This is a genomic window from Desulfotalea psychrophila LSv54 (genome assembly GCF_000025945.1).
GTDB lineage: Bacteria > Desulfobacterota > Desulfobulbia > Desulfobulbales > Desulfocapsaceae > Desulfotalea > Desulfotalea psychrophila.
Genome location: NC_006139.1, coordinates 35802 through 55468, shown reverse-complemented (window position 1 = coordinate 55468; position 19667 = coordinate 35802). Strand labels below are relative to the sequence as shown.

At 47.0% G+C, this 19667-nt stretch carries 17 protein-coding genes and 4 pseudogenes; 7 read left to right on the top strand and 14 right to left on the bottom strand.

The features are described 5' to 3' along the window. The first annotated feature begins 447 nt into the window (after positions 1-447). Positions 448-2175, top strand: a complete 1728-nt coding sequence (locus DP_RS16055; protein ID WP_011190413.1) for a ShlB/FhaC/HecB family hemolysin secretion/activation protein — start codon at positions 448-450, stop codon at positions 2173-2175. A 20-nt stretch (positions 2176-2195) separates the two neighbouring features. After that, positions 2196-2675, top strand: coding sequence for a hypothetical protein (locus DP_RS16050; protein WP_041279015.1), 480 nt, complete (start codon positions 2196-2198; stop codon positions 2673-2675). A 145-nt stretch (positions 2676-2820) separates the two neighbouring features. Here DP_RS16050 and DP_RS16045 read toward each other — a convergent pair. From DP_RS16045 to DP_RS16020, 5 genes and pseudogenes are all read right to left on the bottom strand, one after another. Beyond that, positions 2821-3018, bottom strand: a pseudogene (locus DP_RS16045) (IS256 family transposase); the annotation flags it as partial. A gap of 58 nt (positions 3019-3076) precedes the next feature. Further along, positions 3077-3974 (bottom strand): annotated as a pseudogene (locus tag DP_RS17205) (IS5 family transposase). A 79-nt stretch (positions 3975-4053) separates the two neighbouring features. Then, a pseudogene (locus tag DP_RS18705) lies at positions 4054-5063 on the bottom strand (IS256 family transposase); the annotation flags it as partial. A 1-nt stretch (position 5064) separates the two neighbouring features. Further along, positions 5065-5259 carry a hypothetical protein gene (locus tag DP_RS18135; protein ID WP_156792388.1) on the bottom strand — a complete coding sequence of 65 codons (195 nt, stop codon included), beginning with the start codon at positions 5257-5259 and terminating at the stop codon, positions 5065-5067. 142 nt (positions 5260-5401) lie between these two features. Beyond that, positions 5402-6253 carry a coiled-coil domain-containing protein gene (locus DP_RS16020; protein WP_041279010.1) on the bottom strand — a complete coding sequence of 284 codons (852 nt, stop codon included), beginning with the start codon at positions 6251-6253 and terminating at the stop codon, positions 5402-5404. Positions 6254-6652: 399 nt separating this feature from the next. On the opposite strand from DP_RS16020, the gene DP_RS18285 reads away from it, so the two are divergent. Both DP_RS18285 and DP_RS18280 read left to right on the top strand, forming a co-directional pair. Beyond that, the gene (locus tag DP_RS18285; protein WP_322740884.1) at positions 6653-7009 is read left to right on the top strand and encodes a type II toxin-antitoxin system RelE/ParE family toxin; all 357 of its coding nucleotides are present in this window, start codon (positions 6653-6655) and stop codon (positions 7007-7009) included. Then, positions 7010-7297 (top strand): helix-turn-helix domain-containing protein, encoded by a 288-nt coding sequence (locus tag DP_RS18280; RefSeq protein ID WP_011190405.1) that lies wholly within the window; start codon positions 7010-7012, stop codon positions 7295-7297. It abuts the gene before it with no gap. Positions 7298-7376: 79 nt separating this feature from the next. On the opposite strand, the pseudogene DP_RS19330 reads toward DP_RS18280, so the two are convergent. Beyond that, positions 7377-7536: pseudogene (locus tag DP_RS19330) on the bottom strand (acetyltransferase); the annotation flags it as partial. A 244-nt stretch (positions 7537-7780) separates the two neighbouring features. After that, positions 7781-8761, bottom strand: a complete 981-nt coding sequence (locus tag DP_RS17200; RefSeq protein ID WP_011190404.1) for a helix-turn-helix domain-containing protein — start codon at positions 8759-8761, stop codon at positions 7781-7783. 1297 nt (positions 8762-10058) lie between these two features. Between DP_RS17200 and DP_RS16000 the strand changes: the two genes are divergently transcribed. Then, the gene (locus DP_RS16000) at positions 10059-10412 is read left to right on the top strand and encodes a plasmid mobilization protein (RefSeq protein ID WP_011190403.1); all 354 of its coding nucleotides are present in this window, start codon (positions 10059-10061) and stop codon (positions 10410-10412) included. Further along, the gene (gene traI / locus DP_RS15995; RefSeq protein WP_011190402.1) at positions 10409-11413 is read left to right on the top strand and encodes a TraI/MobA(P) family conjugative relaxase; all 1005 of its coding nucleotides are present in this window, start codon (positions 10409-10411) and stop codon (positions 11411-11413) included. The genes DP_RS16000 and traI overlap by 4 nt, the downstream gene beginning before the upstream one ends. Before the next feature lie 160 nt (positions 11414-11573). Here the strand turns inward: traI and DP_RS15990 are convergent, their stop codons facing one another. The 7 genes from DP_RS15990 to DP_RS18125 form a co-directional block, all read right to left on the bottom strand. Next, a complete protein-coding gene (locus DP_RS15990) occupies positions 11574-12584 on the bottom strand; it encodes a lipoate--protein ligase (RefSeq protein WP_041279053.1) in 1011 nt (336 codons plus the stop codon). An 89-nt stretch (positions 12585-12673) separates the two neighbouring features. Then, a complete protein-coding gene (locus DP_RS15985; RefSeq protein ID WP_011190400.1) occupies positions 12674-12919 on the bottom strand; it encodes an acyl carrier protein in 246 nt (81 codons plus the stop codon). Continuing rightward, on the bottom strand, positions 12916-14109 hold the full coding sequence (locus tag DP_RS15980; RefSeq protein ID WP_011190399.1) for a dihydrolipoamide acetyltransferase family protein: 1194 nt from the start codon (positions 14107-14109) through the stop codon (positions 12916-12918). The genes DP_RS15985 and DP_RS15980 overlap by 4 nt, the downstream gene beginning before the upstream one ends. Beyond that, entirely contained in the window at positions 14102-15127 is a 1026-nt protein-coding gene (locus DP_RS15975) for an alpha-ketoacid dehydrogenase subunit beta (protein WP_011190398.1), read from the bottom strand. Before DP_RS15975 ends, DP_RS15980 begins: the two co-directional genes overlap by 8 nt. Beyond that, positions 15124-16131, bottom strand: a complete 1008-nt coding sequence (pdhA, locus tag DP_RS15970; RefSeq protein ID WP_011190397.1) for a pyruvate dehydrogenase (acetyl-transferring) E1 component subunit alpha — start codon at positions 16129-16131, stop codon at positions 15124-15126. Before pdhA ends, DP_RS15975 begins: the two co-directional genes overlap by 4 nt. Next, positions 16128-17903 carry an acetate--CoA ligase gene (gene acsA / locus DP_RS15965; RefSeq protein WP_011190396.1) on the bottom strand — a complete coding sequence of 592 codons (1776 nt, stop codon included), beginning with the start codon at positions 17901-17903 and terminating at the stop codon, positions 16128-16130. Before acsA ends, pdhA begins: the two co-directional genes overlap by 4 nt. Positions 17904-18328: 425 nt before the next feature. Then, on the bottom strand, positions 18329-18616 hold the full coding sequence (locus DP_RS18125; RefSeq protein ID WP_041279008.1) for a hypothetical protein: 288 nt from the start codon (positions 18614-18616) through the stop codon (positions 18329-18331). Between the two features lie 273 nt (positions 18617-18889). Between DP_RS18125 and DP_RS15955 the strand changes: the two genes are divergently transcribed. Further along, positions 18890-19489, top strand: coding sequence for a hypothetical protein (locus DP_RS15955; protein WP_011190394.1), 600 nt, complete (start codon positions 18890-18892; stop codon positions 19487-19489). Positions 19490-19667 lie beyond the last annotated feature (178 nt).

Genomic DNA, 19667 nt, shown 5'->3' with positions numbered 1-19667 from the left:
ATAGGTTGTTTTACTCAACCACCTGTGTTTTAATGATATTTTAGTTATGCGTATGTTTTTGTGGCTATCTGCGGGGCATTTTGCCCCTGTCAGTGAAAGTGCCGGTAGATTGAGAAGAGAAGTACGATTTGGTTGGTGAGATGTTATTGATAATAATACCGCCCTAACTGGATTGGTGTTGCTTGCGAAGTGTGGAGATTTAAAGAATAGAAGTTCCCGCCAGTATGGTGGATAGCCAGCATTATGTTTGAGATGTCGTTTTTTATAAGATTATCCTTTGAATAGTAATGGCTTCCTCTGTTGACAATGGTGGTTGCAATAATGATTACAGGGCAGAAATGTTTTTTTTGCTTAGGCACCCCCTGATGGTGTGTGCTCGCCCCCCCCCTGCCCGACCTCCTGTGGAACAAATAAACGAACCAGAAGGATAATTTAGGGAGAATTTGAATGGCATTAGTATGTTACCAACGTCTTCTGCAGACATTGACCACTGGGCTGTTATTAATTGTTATTGGTTGTCCAGCCACTTATGCGCAGGATCTTAAACTTGTAGCTCCTAAAAAGCTTGAGAGTAATGCAAAACCAATTGAAGTCCCCACAGATGTTTCTCTGCAAGAGGTGAAATCATCTGACCCTCAACGCATTATCCTAAAACGATTAACAGGTTTGATTTTTTTGAGAACCCCAGAAAAAGTTCTCAAAAACGGAATAAATATGGAAGGCATATTGACAGATGGATATATGCCCGAATCTTTTTTTAAAGAGATGAATGTTTTTTTAAATGAGCCCTTGAGTTTAGAGAAACTGAACGATATGTTGAAAAGTGTTGTTGTTTATTTTCGTTCTCAATCAACCCCCGTCGTTGATGTCTATGTGCCAGAACAGGATATAACGGGTGGAACAATTCAAATTGTTGTTCGGGAAGGTCATGTTGGCGAGATACGGGTTGAGGGCAATGAATGGTTTGAGAGTGAGATGATAGCAAAACAGGTGCGGGCCAAACCTGGTGATCCCATTCGTGGTAATATGTTAGCCGAAGATATTAACAAAATTAATAAAAATCCTTTTCGCAGGGTTGATTTGGTGCTTATACGAGGTGAAGAACAGGGAAAAACAGATGTTGTATTACGTACAGAGGATAGATTTCCTCTCCGTTTGTATGGTGGATATGAAAACACCGGTACTGGGAATACGGGCTATGATCGCTATTTTGCCGGCTTGAATTGGGGAAATGCCTTTGGCCTTGGACATCTGCTTGATTATCAATTTACCAGTAGTGATAATTACAAAAGCATGAATGCACATTCTCTTCATTACGAGCTTCCAATAAGTTATCGTCAAACAATAAACTTTTTTGCGGCCTATGCAGAGAGTAATCCCAATCTTGATCCCTATGATTTGGAAGCAGAAAGTTTCGAATTAAGCGCTCGCTATATACTGGATCTAGATCCTACAGAAAAGTATCTCCACAGCGTGTTTCTTGGAGTTGACTATAAGTTTAGCAATAGTAATCTTGGCTTTTCTGCCTCTCCCGTATTTAATAAAGATGTAGAAATTTTACAGGTGATTGCAGGATATAATGGCTCTTTACCAGATGGCTTGGGAATGACAGCGTTTAATTTACAGGCTGTGGTGAGTCCTGGAAATTTGTTGAGATATAATACTGATGAATATTTTAATAACTACCAGGAAGGTGCCTCTGCAGATTATCTCTATTGTAATCTTGATATTGATAGATTAACGACCCTGCCATTTGGATTTGCTCTAAGCAATAAGGCGCATGGTCAGTTGGCTAACGGGCAGCTTCTCGGTAGTGAGCAGATCGGGCTTGGCGGTTATTCCACTATTCGAGGCTTTCCTGAGCGTGAGGTGAATATTGATAGTGGCCTGTTATTAAGAAATGAAATACTAACACCAAGTCTTTCTCTTGCAGATTTTATGAATTACCAAAAAGATTTAGGGATGTTACAGCTTTTAGCATTTTGGGATTATGGTTTTGGCCGTAACGATTATATAGACAGGAATGAAACCCTTTCTGGTTATGGTTTGGGATTACGCTATAATTTCGGTTCTAACATTTCATTACATCTTGATTATGGTATTCAAGATTGTGGTAAGGATATTGCCTTGGGTGCTAACTCTCGGCTTCATTTAGGACTGGTGATTGCTTATTAACTTAATTAGGAGGAGGTTTCATGCGTTTAGGTGGAAATACTATAAAATTTGTTAGCTTATTTGTGGCTGTATTGTTTTTGTGTGCATGTAACCCCGTTTCAGCTGAAAAGAAGAAGGAAGAACACAAAACCAAGGTTGAGAATCCCCAGCAAGTGGAACAAAAATTGGTAAAAGTCAGTACCTTGAGCTCTGTTGAAGCTAATCAGGAATTTCAAAAAAATGTTCAGATTATGCAGCTGGAGCGACAGCGAGTTATTCAGCTACAAAATCAGTTAAAGCAGGCCCAAACCAAAGACCTAAAAATGAGCCTGAAAAAAGAGATTGATGTTGCAGTAAAAAAGATCAATGAAGATAATAATATGATGATAAAGACTTACGGCTTTTCTTTAAATAGAAATTATGTATTAGTGGTTGAAAAAGCACATATCTATATGACTGTTTCAGAAGATGAAAATAAAAAAATTGTAGCTGAGCAGAAGACAGACAGGAAGAAAAAATAGTTGATGGGGAGTGTTCAAGATTCCGTGTCAATTTGTAATCTCCATTATCATCATCGGAACGGAAGTCAAAGTCAGCGCCGAGAATGGGCCAGGCAAACACACCCGTCGGAGGCGCTGGCTTTTTGCTGGAGAGAGTCACACTGTATCAAAGTTTCAGATCCTTATCCAGTCTTCCCTCAAAGTAGATCACCAACTGAGAAATTGTTAATGCCCAGTTTTGGATGGGCATAGTCCATTTTTTACTCGCATTCTGGATGCCTAAATACAGCAATTTCAGCAAACTATCTTTATTGGGAAAAGCGCCCTTTGTTTTTGTTAACTTACGAAATTGGCGATGCACTGCGGCCTTGTTGCATAAATCATGAGGAAAGAAAACTATCATCCCTCTACGCCATTCCATCTTAGCAAACAGCCTCTCGAACAGGCATCCCTAACGTATTAATTTTGTTCAAAGCCTTGATCGCAGCCCTACCTGCTTGCCTCCTCGCGGAGGCTTAATTTACCACTGATCAACTGTTTGTAGCGATACATCGCTGTTTCAGCAAGAGACCTTTGATGATACGCTGTGCTTGCTTTCCACTCTTTTAACTCACCTTTTCGCAATGCTCCTACAGCCTCATTTCTTGGATGGCCTTCCTCCCACATAGCAGCATTTTTCCGTGGTGGAATAGTTACAATAGCACCTTTTCTCTCGGCCACGGCATAGCACTCTTTCGTATCCGGCACCATCGCCTGATATCTGCTCTATGCGTCGTCGAAGAGGATTTAATAACGGCCCCAACACCTTGGAATCATGCACCCACTCCATCGAAATTTCACCACTTATAATTTGATGAGTTTCTGTATCAATAGCAAGATGAAGCTTACGCCAAGTTCTACGTTTTCCTGCACCGTGCTTCCGTACACGCCATTCTCCTTCTCCGTAGACTTTAAGGCCCGTTGAATCGATGACGATATGCTTAATCGGCCCACGGCTTGGTAGCCTGTAATTTACCTTAACTGTTTGGGCACGCCTGCTGGCACTTGTATAATCAGGTGCCTGGAGGTCGATATCCATCAGTTCAAAAAGTGAATTTAGAAAACCTTCTGTACCCTTGAGAGACAGTCCATAAATGGTTCCACATCAAACAGGTCGTGCATCATCCGCGTACTTGCGACACGGCCACGCTGCTCTGATACAGTCGTACTGTACCAACTTTCAATCGCTTTCTTGTCCACCCAAAATGTCACCGAGCCTCGTTGCTTCAATGCTCTGTTATATTCCGGCCAATTTTTGATTTTTCCCCTGCGCTCTCTCATAACTCTCCCAATGTTTTCTGTGTGTTACAAGAAAACATCATCGAGCAATGCTAGCAACTTCTATTTGTGCAACAAGGCCATGCACTGCCTCAATGGTGTTAGTCGTATAGATGATGCGCCTGATATCTTCTGGATATTTAAAATAATGGCTTAATCTTTCCCAGTTATTTCTCCATGATTTTATGACTATAGGGTATTTTTCGTTCCATTTTTCTTCTAAGATATCCAACTCAGATTCAGCCAGATCTTTCGTTGTTGCTTTGTAGACTCGTTTGAGATCTACCATAAATTCCTTCTGGTTTTTCGAGCCTACATATTTCAAGGAGTTGCGGATCTGGTGCACTATGCAGAGCTGTATTTCAGTTTGTGGAAAAACAACTTCTATGGCCTCTGGGAAGCCTTTCAGCCCATCAACACAGGCGATAAGAATATCTTCAACGCCTCTGTTCGCAAGATCAGTTAAAACCTGGAGCCAAAACTTAGCCCCTTCGCTGTCAGAAATTGTTAAGCCAAGAACTTCTTTCTTACCTTCAATATTCAATCCCAGGATAGTGTACACGGCTTTGCTAACCACCGTCCCTTGTTCACGAATTTTATAATGAATAGCATCCAGCCAAACGATGGGGTACACACGCTCTAATGGCCGTGCTTGCCATTCTTTAACGGTGTGTAATATCTTATCTGTTACTGTGCTGAGAGTGCCTGTTGAGACCTCTAGGCCATACATATCTTCAATATGAGATGATATATCCCGGTAGCTCATTCCAAGGCCATAAAGGGCAATGATTTTTTGCTCTAGAGCATCACTCAGGGTGGTTTGATGCTTTTTGATAAGCTGGGGAGTAAAGCTGCCATCACGATCTCTTGGAGTTTTAAGGTCGAAGTTGCCATCCATTGATTTAATGGTCTTTTTTCCTTTACCGTTCTTGCGATTAGCTGTGATTGTCTGGGCGAGGTGAGAATCAAGTTCACCTTCAAGAGCTGTTTCAGCAAGTTTTTTTATTAAGGGGGCGGGCCATGTAGCGGCTTACCCTCTTTAAGCGCTTTGAGGGCTGAGTTGAAATCAAATTCTTGGCTATCTTTAGTCATGCTAGTTCACCTTGAGGATTTTATCCTTATAGTAGGTGGTGTGAACCTGCACCCTCTTCAGCGCTTCGGGAAACCTGCGCTTATTACTGCTAGGGTAAAATGCCACATCGTTGGTGGAGTACGGGGTGGCCCATGGCTCGCTCACCATGGAAGGGAAGGATCTGCCCATGGCGTGAAGCACAAAAATCGTAGGCATCGAAGGTCCGGTGGCCCATGGCATCCTGCAGGGAGAGGTGAACTGTGCCATCTTTATCCCTGTATTCTCATTGGTCCAGGTGCTCTGGACCACGGCCTCGAAGGTAAAGAAATAAGCGGGAAGCCGATCCCCGCTTTATAATTTATTTTTTGACTTCGTTAGATTTTGACAGCGTTTCAGTGAGAAGAGACACCTGCCCACTCAGACTCTGATTTTCCCGTTCCAACAATGCAATTTCTCGCTCCAGGGATGCAATTTGAGTCGTGGCCTGAGCCTCACATGATTTTTTTTGTTCAGCCAATACAGCGTTTTTTGTGTCTAATTCGTTAGTCTTCTTTTGCAGAACATCTATATCTTTTTGATGAGCAACTACCTGTTTTTGGGTCTCGCCAAGCTCTTTTTTGAAATTAGCTGCCAATTCCTGAAACGGTTTTAATTCGGCCACATTTTTTTCAAGGGCGGCTTTATTAGTAGCAAGTTGCCGAGAGGCCTGCGCTTCCACATCAAGCTCGGTGATCCGAGCCTGATAAGTGGTCTCTGCTTTTCCCCATGCTTCTTTGAGTGACGAGGTGTCCTCTAGTCGACCTTTAATAGACTCAAGTTCTTCAACCTGGTCACCCAGCTGTGTCCGTTGGTCTACACTGGCAGCCTGCAATGCCGCCTTATCTTGTACCAGTTCTGCATTCGTCTCTTTCAGCTCTTTAATAGCCTCCAGGTAAACAATTTTTTCAGCTGCCAAGTGATCAATAGCAGAAATTTTGTCATTCTCAGCTATTTCCAAAAACGCAGCAACCACTCGCTCAGCCGTGGCAAAAACCTGTTTGACCTTGGTCAGCTCTTTGGAAACTGGGCTATTCATCTCATCCCTAGACGCTTTAAAGTTCTCCATCATAGAGAGCATAAGATCCTCTGGCGTCATTCCAGAGCTGGCCTTTAAAAGTCCAAAAGATTCCTTAACTTCTTCGCTAACCCTCATGCTAAGTGGTGTTGCCATTTCCAATCCCCTTTTTAGTGTAAACATTAAACCCAGTGTTTTTGGGCGTATACAACTGTAAACATGTAAACATTTTGTTTACATTAATGTTAGCCTAACTCTCCTCAGATGTCAATGGTGAATTGGTTTAAATCATAAAGAATACATACGAGAAAACGGCTAGTTATTGGCAGATGAAGTTGCGCGGTTTATGGAGAGTGACGGAGGTGCCTTGAAAAGGCCCTCGTGTAAGATAAAACTTAAAGTTTCTGTTAAAGTCGTTTTAGCTTTACTCGTACAAAAGCATGCAAGCTTACCATGATAATTTGCCAGCATCGAGAGAGATCCCCATCTCCACGAGAAGTTTATGTAATCAGGTACTCCCGATTACACTTCAAGTTTTAAGAGAGGAAGAGAGTATTGATAAAAGTAATCATATATGATAACATGATGGGTATGAAATGGAAAATAAGCTTTTATAGTGAAAAAGTGGAGAAGAGAACCTTAGCGTTTTCCGCAGGAATATTGGCTAATTTCATTCATATAGTTGATATGATGGAGGACCTTGGGCCATCTTTAGGTGAACCATACACTAAAGCATTTGGCAATGGACTTTTTGAGATACGAGCTAGAGGAAAAGAAGGAATAGGAAGATCTTTTTTTGGCACCCTTAAAGGAAGAGAGATTATTATCCTTCACTCTTTTGTAAAAAAGTCGCAAAAAACGCCTCAGAAGGAAATTAAGGTAGCTACCAAAAGGTTAAAAAAGGTGAAATAAATGAGACCTTCTATAAAGAATTTTAAGAAAAAGGCTTTAAAAAAAGAAGAGGTTAAGGCTGAATATGAACGGCTTGCACCTGTTTATGCCCTGAGGAAGCAACTTATAAAATTACGAAAAGATGCGGGTTTTACCCAGGAGGAACTTGCTGAACTTCTTGGCACCAAAAAAAGCAATATATCAAGGTTGGAAAACGTAGATTCGAAAATATCGCCTAAAATTTCAACGATTGAGAAGTATGTTGAAAAACTTGGATATCGGCTGGACTTTACTATATCTCCAAGATAACTTGAAGTTTAGGCTCTATCAATAGAGCCTTTAATCCCTGGCTCAGGCTCTAATATGTAGTTGTTTATTTCTATAGCCATTACATATCAGCCAATTTCTTGAAGGTTTTTTTGTGTGTTCTTAAACACTAATTTCGTTTCTGATTTGACGATTTGTTTGCCGCATATCCCTGGTAAATCAAGGTGTTTCAGTGCCTTGACTTTGGGTCGTGCAACGGCTTTGACACCGTATTGTTCTAATCATAAAGCCCTCAAAATTTGTTCTTAATATTGACTATAAGCAGTGATGATAAAGTAGCACGGCTTTGGGGTGTCTCTGCTTGCCCATGTTAGGCGATTACCAAACCCTACCATGCTGAACGAACCTCTTCAAAAACATCTCCATATCTCCTTTTACCCGCAGTAAAGGAGTGGCAAAAGGAAAAGAAGACCAGAAGAGGAAAATTTTCAATTTAGAATTGCTCAACAACGTCAACCTGAGTTCTTAAAAAGCCTGCAAGCTTCTGTATGCCTTGAGGAAATCTGCCATAGGCAAACACCTCATTCCCTTCTTTCGTAAGCCCTGGAGCCCTCCTAACCCTTCTACAATCTTCTCTGTGATATGATCCAATGCGGTGGAGGCCCTCCGGGTCATAACCGCCACTGACAGTTCCAGATAGCTGGACCTTGCCCTATGCTCTTCTGGTGTGAATTCAGGTTCTATCACCTTAGAGACTTTGGGTGCTGCCACAGGGGCAGGCTGTAGGCCTGCAAAGGCCTTATCAGTCCATCTTTCATCTCGTAACCATCGGTGAAGTTGTGCAACCTTGCCGTTCATCCATGCCCTGTCGTACTGCTTTAGGTTCTGCACAATTTTCAAAAGGTGTTCCACGGAAGGAATAATTCCACGACGGTAGAGACGCATGAAGATTCTACGGGCTGACTTCTTCGCCTGTTGGATGGGCCACACCTTCCACAGTTTCAGGAAGGACATCTCAGCCTCTTCCCCCGGGGGGGATTTAGGGGGAATAGTACTTGTACTAATCTCTATATTATGGAGGTGGGCAGAATCGTGCCTCGTGGTGGTGCACTTATTGCCCTTCTGAGAGATGGTTTCTTTACCCTGCCCGTTGATCTCATCAGCTTGGCTCTGGGAGCATCCTGGGAGGTGTTCTGCTACTTCGCTTAAAGGCAGTGGATAGTATAAGGCAGTCTGCCCGTTGTTGCGTTGCTTGACGGTTATGAGTCCAAGGCTCTTGAGCTTGGCTATATGTGATTTAACGGTACGAAGTGAGCGTCCTATCTCGTTGGCGAGAAAGCCCTGAGAAGGCCATGCATAGCCCGTCTTGACTGAAAGCCAATGAAGGCTTGAGTAGATTAATTGTACGTCTTGAGTGATTCTGAGCTGTCTGCAGGCGGTGTTGAATTGTTCGTTGCTTGCAAATGTCTTCTCTGAAAAAATATTGCTGAAACCTCGTTTTATCATAGCGATGTCCGGTGTTAAGATGAGCTTTATCGCCTTTTCTTGCTACCAAACAAAAAAAGGGCGGGACTATATGGGTTGGTAGGCTGGTCACCGGAACCAGCGAGCCGAAGCTCCCACATATAGCCCGCCCTAGAAATTCTGTGCGGTTCAATGCTGTGATAAATGTCTACACAATACTACAGCCATAAACAAAAGGCATAAAAAAAACCACCTATAAAATAGAGACTGGTGACGTGTGTACATTCGCCGGTGACAGGATAGGCTACCAAACCCATTGTGCTTTTTTCTAGCACAGCCTGAAACTACCTAATGCTTTTTTTTTTGGCAAGGGGAATGTTGTAGTTTGGTTTGGACGTGAGAAGAGATCCGTCCCATCATCTTCGACGATTAGCGGAACTATTTGTCCCCAGCCTCTTGCAAGACTCTTACAATTTTTCCTTTGAAAAACGCGATTTCTTTATAAGATAACTCACTTTTTTTGATGGCATAGGCAGAAATTACTTAGTTTACAATGGTCCTTTTTGGGGAGGGTGGCAGAAGATTTGTCACTTAAAAAGAAACCTGTAATAAAACAAAAAAGTAGTTTGTGATTAAAACAAAAAATAAGTTTGTAAACAAAACAAGAAAGTAGTTTTCAGGCAAGGAGGTATGGCCACATGGTTAAACTTTCTTTTCACAGGAAAAAGGTCTTGTGGAGGACTATTTTTGGTGGTGTCTCAGCTACAAAAGTAACCTCGTTTTCATAAAGAAAAGCAAACAAACAAGAAAACATAAACATAAACATATAAATAAACAATTTAACAAACATAAAAGCAAACATGTTTTAGGGTGGTGAAATTTGATGTAAAAAGCCTGCGTTTAATGCAATTAGCAGAGGGGAAATGTAGATAAACCTAACTATAAACATTCTAAATGGAGAGAGTGGCTATTTCTGTTAATAAAAAGTGAATTGCTTGCTGGATGCTTACTGATTGCTTATCCATTGCTTGCTCGTCGCTTGCTGACTGCTTATTCATTGCTGTTTATGAGTGGTCTTTTTTTTTCAATTTAAAGAACATTTACTCTTTAAATATCTGTCTTATTGAGGTTAAAGACATAATCAAAGGCAGGGCGCAAGAATATATAAACGGCATTCAGCAAGCAACGAGCAAGCATCCAGCAAGCAAAGGCGGTGGATGGTAACTGGCAAGATGTGGAAAGTGGCCCACTTTGTCTGCCGGTCTTTCCTCTTGCTCATCCTGAGAGGGGCTTATTCGCCTTCGGCTCAACGTAAATTACACTCCATTGAGGAATTAAAATGGTTGGAAAGAAAGTGGTTAGAAATCGTACTCTGAAGGCACATGTCACCCTTCAGGAATATGAGTTGATTGTCAAGAAAGTTGATTATACGGGGTTAACGCAGTCTGAGTTTATCCGCAGGGCTTTATTGGGTAAAAGAATTGACTCTATGGAGGGAAGACAATCTTTTCTGGATCTTTTGAAGGTCAATGGGGATCTGGGGAGGCTTGGAGGGCTGTTTAAATTTTCTTTGAGCGGCAACAGCCCAACTAACTTTGATCCGATAGAGTTAAGGAGGATACTGAAAGAGATTGAATCGACGCAAAAAAAATTAATCCCTATTATAAATAAGATGAAAGATAGCTTGAGATGATATGTAAGATTGAGCAGGCTAAAGGCGCAAAGGGGTCTTATCGCAAGTTGGCAAACTACATCGCTGATGCCAACAACGATGGCGAAAAGTGTCTGGCAACATGGACTGTCGGGGGAGCAATCGAAGATGATTATAATTTAGCGATTGATGAAGTGGTTGTTACACAGAGTTTTAACCGTCGCGTCCAGGGGAACACCTACCACTTGATTATCTCATTTCCTCCAGAAGATCGACAAAAAATAGATGTAGAATTTTCTAAAAAAGTTGAGCAAAATTTTGCTGAAATACTTGGCTTTGCTGAACACCAGCGACACTGCGGAATTCATGATAATACCAGCAATATGCATATTCATATTGCCTATAATATGATTGATCCTTTAACGAAAAAAAAGAATAGCCCTGGTTGGGATAAAATCAAATGTACTCAACTTTGCAGAGAGCTAGAAATTGAAAACAATTTGAAAATAGTGGGGTCGATAAAAGAAAAGGCAGGAGAACAAGCTTCTAACAGCAAGGCCCAGAACGTAGATGCTCATGCAGGGAAGCAGTCGTTGCTCAACTATGTGTTAGATCGTAAAGAGCCTTTAAGGGATATTTTAGAGAGGGCCACAACGTGGCAGGAGTTGCAGGAAGGGTTCTCGATTTATGGTTTAACTATAAGGTTAAGGGGCAACGGTTGTGTTATTTCTGCTATCGGATCGGTAAAGCAAAACCACATCAAGGCCAGTAGCTTGGGGCGTGAATTTTCAAAAGCTTCTTTGGAAAAAAAGTTCGGTGAATTTGAAAAAAGAGCTGAAAAGTATGAAACAAAGGAGAAATATCAAGGCGAAGCGATTGGTAAGGCAGGTGTAGATAGTGCGAGGCATGAGCGTTATTTGAAGAAAAGAGAGAAACAACGAAGTCTTTATCAGCATCAAAGAGAAAAATATCAAAATGCGAAAACCTGGAACCAGTTTGTCTATCGAATGAAACGATATTTTGGTTCAGAGATGGAGAGGTAGTCCCAGGGCGAAAATTATCCTGCCACATAGGGTATACTGAGTCCTATAAAGCATTGCCCACCAATTAACCGCCAGGGAACCATTCAGACCCTGTGTTTCCCGGCGTCAAGTGCCGGTCCAGAGACATAAACACTCTATCGTCGTGGACTTGGTATTTCTCTCAAGATTCTTCCGGATAACAGCCACAAAGGCAGTTCGCAAACTTGTCAGGCGTCAGTTGCCCGAAGTAGCACTGCAGATCGACGCTACATAGCGCCCTTTTGAATTCATCGATATCATAACGTCGACCGGTCAGCACTGCTTCCAATCCTTCCATATCATTTCCACAGGCACTATCACCACAAATCTTGATGTTTTTGACAATCCCCCCCTTTACCATTAGGTCAAGGTCAATCCGGCAGTCATTCAACCGGGCGGTTCTGCGGATACGGCATTCAGGGGATTTGCCATAGTTCCATTCCCAGGCATGGTACTTCTCTTTGGACAGCAGGTGGATGTTTTCCCAGTCCTTGTCGGTCAGTTTCTTTTCCCGCATGCCGCCGTACGGCGCAAAAATAGAATCCTGCATACTGTTCTTGAAAGTGTCCATATCCATGTAGCCTACAAGGTGCTCGCAGATGTTTGTCACCCTGCTTCTGACGGATGGTACGCCCCTGGAGTCAGTCTGCTCCGCTTTCCCCTTCAGGGCGCGAGCCAAGTCTTGCATCTCCACATCAAAAAGCAGTGTTCCGTGGCTGACTATGCTCTTTTTCGTTGAATATTGGGCCATTCCAGATATTTTCATGCCGAAAGCGAAGATATTGTTTCTCTCGGAAAGTTCTGCTGGAACGCCCAGGCCCTGCAATGCCTTGATAACCGGCGCGGTGATTTTTTTGAAATTAAGTATGTTCGATTTTTCGTATTTGGTGATGAAGCTAAAATTCAGATTCCCGTGGTCATGGTAGACGGCGCCACCTCCCGAAATCCTGCGAACGACATGAATCTCCTTCTGTCTGACGAATGCGTGATCGATTTCCTGAAACGCATTCTGGCTTCTTCCTATTATGACAGCAGGCTCATTGATATACAACAGCAGGTAGTCATGCTGCGGATCAAGATTCCTCAGGCAATATTCTTCGAAAGCCAGGTTGAGGCGCGGGTCGGTAATGCCGGAATTATCGATAAATAACATGGCCATCCTTGACCTCTGCTGTTGAAACCTGAAAACAGGCTATGGATCGGTTACGGGCATTGGCAAGGTGCAGGCCGGCCTGCCAAACCTCAGTCGATGCGGGCAGCGAGGTAGCCGATGAGGTCGTTTAGGGTAATGATCTGTCCATAGTCCTCCTCTGGAATTTCCACCCCGAGTTCTTCATAGAGCTTGACGAAAAAAGTGAGGACATCAAAAGAGTCGATGTCCAGGGCCTCCTGCATGTCCTCGTCGGCAGCCAACTCATCTAAATCGGCTTCGGGGGTGATTGGCTGCAGGACCCGGAGGATGGTCTGTTTGATTTGCTCTTCTGTCATAACTCTTCCGGCTTTTGCAGGTGGTGGTTGAGGGCTTCCAGAAACTGGGCCCCGCGATGGGCGTCGGTGGCACGGTGGTCTGCGGCCAGAGTGGCTGTCAGGATGGGACGAATGCCGAGCATACCGTCCTTGGCCCAAGGCTGCTCCAGGATTTTACCGAACCCGACCAGCGCTATTTGGGGGGGATAGATGACGCCATGAACCACCTCAACACCCAGGTCCCCCAAGCTTGTTATGGTAACGGTAGCATCGGTCAGCTCCGAGCTGCGCAGGTGACCGCTGCGGGCGCGGGTAATCAGGTCGTACAAGGCTTCCATCAGCTCGGGCAGGCTCTTGAGGTCGGCATGGTGAATGGCCGGTGCCACCAGGCCGCCCTGCCGAAGCGAGATAACGAAGCCGATATGCACCGCTTCCTCGGGCTGTTGGCGATTGTCGACCCAGTAGCCGTTGAGTTCCGGCACCTTCGCCAGGGCCAGGGCGGTGGCTTTGATCAGCGGCACCACAGGCAATATCCGCTCCTTGATAGAACGTTTCTTGTTCTCTGCCTCCAGCCAGCGCAAGGTATTGCTCATATCGATGCGGGTGGCCAGGTAGTAATGAGGAATTTCGCGGTTGGACCGGGCCATTGCGGTTGCAATGGCCTGCCGCATGGCGGCCCCTGGCGCAGATGGCACCTGAGGTGCGGATGCCTTTTTCGTCGCTGCGGCACGTTTTATATCGGCGTGGGTGATGGCGCCGCCTTGCCCTGTACCCTGCACCGTGCTAAGCTCGACAGCCAGTTCAGCTGCCAGCTTGCGTGCCAGAGGCGAGATTCTCAGCCTTTTGCCCGCTGCAGTGGCCACAGCCGGAGGCGGTTCTGCCGCCGGTTCCTCACGGTGCGCCGCGATCAGGCAGGCCTTGTACTTGAACACCGGTTCTGGCGGCGCTGCTTCACCCGGCACCTTGCCCTGCTCCCCTGCAGTACGGATGGTCGCCAGCACAGTGCCCACGGGAACCTTCTCGCCCCGCTGGACCAGGATCTGCTCGATGACGCCGTCGGTAAACACCTCGATCTCGATCACCCCTTTTGCGGTTTCCACCTCGGCAATGATATCGCCGCGTTTGACCTGGTCGCCCAGCTTGACCTTCCATTCGACCAGCCGCCCCTCTTTCATGTCGGCCCCCAGGCTGGGCATGCGGAACTCAGTCATTGGAACCTACCATTCTTTTTGCGGTTGTGACGATGGTCTCAGCCTGCGGCATCGCAGCTTCCTCCATGTGTTTGGCGTAGGGCATGGGCACCTCGGCGCCACAGATCCTCTCGACGGGGGCATCCAGATCGTAAAAGGCACCTTCCATGATACGTGCACTGATCTCTGCGGAAATTCCCCCGCTACGCCAGCCTTCGTCGACGATCAGTGCCCGGTGCGTAGTTGCGATGGAGGACAGGAAAGTCTCCTCATCCAGCGGCCGCAGGGTCCGCAGGTCTATCACTTCCGCCTCGATGCCTTCGCCGGCGAGTGCTTCGGCCGCATCCAGAGCCTTGAACAGGCTGGCGCCGTAGGTGATGATCGTCAGGTCACGGCCTCGCCGGCGTATCAAGGCCCTATCAATGTCCACGGCTCCTGCGTCTGCCGCCAGCGGCCCCTCCATGTTCAGCAACCCCTGGTGTTCAAAGATGAGCACCGGATCGGGGTCTTCCAGGGCGGTCCAGAGCATGCCTCGCGCATCCTCCAGGGTTGCCGGGGTCAACACCTTGATGCCGGGAATATGGGCATACCACCCCTCCAGGCTGTGAGAGTGCTGGGCCGCCAGCTGCTTGCCGCCGCCGGTGGACATGCGGATAACCAGAGGAACATTGAACAGCCCGCCCGACATATGCAGAAATGTTGCGGCATTGTTGATGATCTGATCGGCTGCCAAAAGGCTGAAGTTGACCGTCATAATCTCCACGATGGGACGCATGCCGCCGAGGGCAGCCCCAATGCCGGCCCCGGTGAAGGCCGACTCCGACAGGGGCGTGTCGATGATCCGCTCCGGGCCGAACTCTTCGAGCAGCCCCTTGCTGACCGCAAAGCAGCCACCGTACCGGCCGACATCCTCCCCCAAAAGAAACACTCTTTCGTCCCGTTGCATCGCTTCGCGCATCGCCGCCCGCACAGCTTCTCGATAAGTGGTCTGAATCATGCTTTTTTCGCTCATGCCGCCCCCCATGCTTTTTTCGCTCATGCCGCCCCCCGTTCCGAATAAACAAAGCGCATCAGATCCTCCACCGGCTCCCAGGTACCATTTTCGGCAAAAGCCACCGCCTCTTCAATTTCCCTGGCAACTTGCCGCTCCAGTTCCTCCACGTCGCCATCGTCCAGCAGGTCCTGCTTCTTGAGGCGTTTGACGAAGGAACTGATGGGGCAACGCTTCTTCCATTTTTCGACCTCGGCCTTGGACCGATAGAGTTCCGGATCAAACATCGAATGGGCCCGGAAACGGTAGGTGCGGCACTCCAGAAAGTACGGTTTTTGTCCCGAGCGCACAGCGTTCACAGCTTCATTGGCCGCCGCCTCAACGGCAAGTACATCCATGCCGTCCACGGCTGAGGCGGCAATGCGGTAGCTGACCGCCTTACGGGTCAGATCGGTGACCGACTGCGACCGCTCCAAGGCGGTGCCCATGGCATAAAGATTGTTCTCGCAGATAAAAAGGACCGGGAGGTTCCAGAGGGCGGCCAGGTTCATCGATTCGTGAAACTCCCCTTCGGAGACGGCTCCGTCACCGAAGAAACAGCAGGTGACACGCTTTTTGCCCTGCATCTTGTCAGCCAGGGCCAGTCCCACCGCCAGTGGCAAGCCGCCGCCGACGATGGCGTTGCCGCCGTAGAACCGGGTCTTGTCGTCAAATATGTGCATCGACCCGCCTCGGCCCCGGCTGCAGCCCTCCTGTTTGCCGTACATTTCCGCCATGATGGCGCCGGCGGATATGCCACGGGCCAAGGCGTTGCCGTGTTCGCGGTAGGTGGCCACTGTGGCATCCTCCGGTTCAAGCGCCGCGCTCACGCCGGCGGCCACCGCCTCTTCGCCAATATAGAGATGCAGAAAGCCGCGGATCTTCATCTTGGTGTAGAGTTCAGCAGCCTTCTCTTCAAAACGCCGTATGCGCACCATCTGGTACAGCAGCTGTCGCGCATGCGCAGGATCAACCCCGGCCCCTGCCGGGCCGCCTGTTGCTTTTACCTTCATTCGTCTACCTCCAGTGTCGATGTGTCGCCCTCGGCGAGCCCCAGCTCACGCGCCTTGAGCAGCCGCCGCATGATCTTGCCGCTGCGGGTCTTGGGCAGATTGTTACGGAATTCAATCTCTTTCGGAGCCACCGCCGAGCCAAGCTTCTTGCGCGCGAAGCCGATGAGTTCCAGACGCAGCTCTTCGCTGGGTTTTGTGCCCGGCTTGAGGGTGACGAAGGCCTTGACCAACTCACCAATCAATGCTTCGGGCTTGCCGATGACGCCTGCTTCAGTCACCGCCGGATGCTCCATCAGCGCGCTTTCGACTTCGAACGGTCCCACCATATGGCCCGAGGTGTTGATAATGTCATCGGCACGGCCGACAAACCAGAAGTAGCCGTCCGCATCGCGATAAGCCAGATCACCGGTTATGTACCAGCCGCCGACAAAGCATTTGCGGTAGCGCTGCTCCTCATGAAGATAAGCACGGAACATGGAGGGCCAGCCGGGCCGCAACGCCAGTTCGCCCTGGGTGCCCGGTTCGGTAACTGCTTCGACCCTTTCCCCGGTGCCGCGCCGCACGATCGCCGCCTCGATCCCCGGCAGCGGTAAGCCCATAGAACCAGGGCGGATGTCTACGGCTGGGTAATTGGCGATCATAATGCCGCCTGTTTCGGTCTGCCACCAGTTGTCATGGATCGGCAGGCCCAGACTTTGCTGCCCCCAGGATACGGCTTCGGGGTTGAGCGGTTCACCGACGCTATGGATGCAGCGCAGGTGGCTCAGGTCATATTGTTTGGTGGGATCGATGGCCAGGCGCATCAGTCGCCGAATGGCTGTGGGGGCTGTGTACCAGATATTTACCTGCTGCTCCTCCAGCAGCTGGTACCAGCGCTTGGCATCGAACTCTGCTTCGTCGATGATGTTGGTTACGCCGTGAACGAGAGGGGCGATAATGCCGTAGGAGGTGCCGGAGACCCAGCCCGGGTCGGCGGTGCACCAGAAAACATCTCCGGGGTGAAAATCGAGTACGTACTTACCGGTCAGGTAGTGGGTAAGCACCGCATTGTGTACATGAACAGCACCCTTCGGCATCCCCGTGGTACCACTGGTAAAATGGACAATCGCCATATCCTCCGGGTCAGTCGGTGGAATGATAAACGCGTCCGCAGCCTCTTCCATACGTCTGGGTAGCGACCAGAGGCCTTCACCGATATCTTGCGCCGCATCGATGAGCAGGATATGTTTTAGCTGCGGCAGTCGCTCGCGCAGAGCGGCGACTTTCTGTTTATAGAGCCGCTCGGTGGTTACCAAGACCTTGGCATCGCCCTTGCTCAGGCGTTGATAGATTGGCTCCGAGCCAAAAGCGGAAAACAGTGGACAGAAGACGCTGCCGTTCTTCCAGGTGCCAAAGGCAGAGAAATATAGCTCGGGCACCCGCCCTGCCAGGGTGAACACCCGCTCTCCTCTGCCGATATCCAGTTTCCTGAGCACGTTGGCAAAACGGTTGCTCTGTCTCTTCAGGTCTGAGTAGCTGAAGTCACGAACGCCGCCGTCCTTGCCCAGCCAGCGTATGGCCAGGCGGTCACCCCGCGGGCCATTGGCATGACGGTCTACAGCCTCATGGGCGATGTTCAAACCCTTGTTTTCCGGCAGTCCGTCCAATTCCCGACGGGCTGTTGCCCATGAAAACTGGTCACAGGTTTTGCCATAGTCCAAGAGGTTCGGTTGCACTGCCCAGGAATTGGCAGCCTTTGTGATCGCTTTGCAAGGCCCGGAATCATCTTTCATCTTCACCTCTGTCTGCCGGTATCACTGGAATCAATCAATAGTTGCCAGCTTCTTTTCAGTTCATCTGGGTTTTTAGCATTTTCGACAGCCGCCGAAACAATTGCTATTCATTTCGGTTACGATGCAGATAAGATGGCAAGCCGTTCGGCTCTGGCTCCTCTGGCAATTATACAAACGCAGGTGCTGGCGGTTAGCCTGGCTGCGTAATGTCTTGAAAATGCACCATATCAGAAGCTCAGACCTCTCAAATAAGCCTCTGGCTATAGGTCGGAAATTGTGAAAAGGTTGTGTTAAGCCCTGAAGTTGCAGCCGGCTTTATGATGAATCGGGTCGTGCTTAACACTGCCTTTATATTGCATATCTGTATGGCAGAGACGTTTGCACTCCATACCAATGTTTAATGCTCGCATTTTTCCTGGTTCATATCAAGAAAAGGGAGAAAAAAAGAGTCTCAAGGATTCATTCGTGTCCATTGACAGTTGCCACCCTCCCGGCCGCAACCATTTCACCATATTGGGTTGCGCACTGTCATGGGCATAGCCGCTCCCTGGCATCCCTGTCACCGCGCCATACCGTCCATCCCTGGACATAAAAAACCTGTTAAAAATGCCCTCTTTCAAGTGCTGAATGTTGTCCTGCAAGCCCATGCCCTGCATCCCGACCTGTTTCACTGGCCGTTCCGAAACGGAGCGAAGAAGGTGCTGATATTTCATGATAAATTCTTCTTGCCTTATGCTCTTACTGGTGCTTTAGTGTTGTGGATGATAGAGGATTGTATCGAGTGATTCTCATATGGCGCTCCTCTCTGTACAACAAGAGCCGTAAATTGATTTATGAAGATTCGAGGAATTTGGATCATGTAGTAATACCCAGTTAAAAACCTGTACCATGGATAAAAAAATTGTTTTCAAATTGTGTTTACCTGGAATGACATCAGGAAACCGGATAATAACTTATTAGGCATCCAAATTTAAAAAGGTACAACAATGACACAAGGTGAAATTGTTTTTCATATATTTGAGCTTCTTGGAATTCTTGGGATCATCTTCGTGTTTTTTTTGAAATCATATTCTTCGGAAAAAGGAAAAAATTTAGCTACCAAAGAAGATATTGGAGAAATTACTCATCAAGTTGAAAATGTTCGTACTCAGTATCTTCAAAAATTAGAAGAAATTTCACACCAAAATAAAGCCATTCTTGAACAAGCTGGTTGGCGGCAGCAACTAAGAATGGCCGCGCTGGAAAAAAGATTGAAAGCCCACCAAGAAGCCTATGCACTATGGCGAAATCTTATTCTGCATGTTTGGAATAAAGAGAAAATTGATGCGGTAGTTATGGAATGTCAAGAATGGTGGGGTAACAACTGTCTTTATTTAGAACCAGAGGCAAGAAATGCATTTTGCACCGCATATATGAGCGCAGGAAACCATCGAGCAATAAGTGAGTCAAAAGACGCTACGCTAACAAAACAAAACTGGAAAGAAATAACAAATGCCGGGGTAACTCTTGTTGAATGTGTAAAACTACCAACAATTTCTGGCCTTGAAACTGACGTTCCATTACCAGAAGAAAAAGAAAACGCCTAACAACGCAATCAACCGGACGGTAAATACATCTGCTTTAAATTGAAAAGCAAAACCAAATTGCGGTGTGTCACGCAGCTTCGCGTCGCCGCCACTTATCACGACCGTTAGCGCTCTTAGGAAAATTATATGGATAACTTTGCTAATGTAATATCAATCATCTTGGGAATTATGACCATAT